Below are 595 nucleotides of genomic sequence, written 5' to 3' on the forward strand. Positions count from 1 at the left end.
CAGCATGCCGCTGCACTGATCCTGTGCCGGATCATCCACACGATTGCCGTGCTTATCAAAATACCCGTTCTGCTCGGCATAATCACAGCCGTCACCGGATTTGTATTTGCCGCGTATGCACCAGGTGCACATTGAATGCAGTTGCCGCGTCGGAATCAGTACCCCCTGTAAATCCATCGGACTGGCTAATTCAAACTCGATAACTTCGTTGGTTTCCGAGGATTTGCTGTCGATATAAAAGACCGAGACTTTTTCCTGGGTGGGATCTGCCGCCGGATTGCCGTCCGGGAAATTATCAGCATCCAGATAGTGCGCCAGGGTATCGTGTATCGTTACTTTCGCTTTCAGCATGTCATCGTAGGCCAGACACAGCGCAGTGATGGAACCGTCCAGATTTGCCACCGATAACTTCGGCTGCGCACCGGATCCGGTTGTTGATGCTTCCAGCCCCTCAATCTGTACCGGCCACGCGCGATACTCTTCTCCCTGCCACCAGATGGATTTCGCTGGTAACTTCTCCGAGTCACCACCTGCAGACATAATCTCAGTCTCTGTGTGCGGGATATTGTATGCATGGAACCGCAAAATATCCGGC

General features: G+C 52.6%; 1 protein-coding gene. It reads right to left on the reverse strand.

Annotation, left to right across the window (positions count from 1 at the left end; genetic code table 11):
• A partial coding sequence (locus HMPREF3119_RS14095; RefSeq protein WP_070580071.1) for a phage minor tail protein L occupies positions 1-595 on the reverse strand: 595 nt, incomplete at both ends.

Source organism: Morganella sp. HMSC11D09, assembly GCF_001807955.1.
GTDB lineage: Bacteria > Pseudomonadota > Gammaproteobacteria > Enterobacterales > Enterobacteriaceae > Morganella > Morganella morganii.